At 72.1% G+C, this 369-nt stretch carries 1 protein-coding gene; it reads left to right on the forward strand.

Annotation, left to right across the window (positions count from 1 at the left end):
* On the forward strand, positions 1–369 hold a 369-nt coding region (locus J0695_RS42775), incomplete at both ends, for a trehalose-6-phosphate synthase (RefSeq protein ID WP_206970177.1).

A 369-nucleotide genomic window follows, 5' to 3' on the forward strand; every position in this document is an offset into this window, starting at 1 on the left:
CGTGCTCCGCGAGGAGATCGGCAGGGCCCCCGACGGGACTCCGCGCAAGACCGTCGTCCGGGTCGACCGGACCGAGCTGTCGAAGAACATCGTGCGCGGCCTGCTCGCGTACCGGCAGCTCCTCGACGACCGCCCCGAGTGGCGCGAACGCGTCGTGCACGTCGCCTTCGCCTATCCCTCCCGGCAGGATCTCGCCGTGTACCGCGACTACACGGCCGAGGTGCAGCGGGTCGCCGAGGAGATCAACGAGCGGTACGGGACCCCGGGCTGGCGGCCCGTCGTCCTGCACGTCAGGGACGACTTCGCGCGCTCCCTGGCCGCGTACCGGCTGGCCGACGTGGCGCTGGTCAACCCCATCCGGGACGGGAT

This window comes from Streptomyces beijiangensis, from assembly GCF_017315755.1.
Classification (GTDB): Bacteria; Actinomycetota; Actinomycetes; order Streptomycetales; family Streptomycetaceae; genus Streptomyces; species Streptomyces beijiangensis.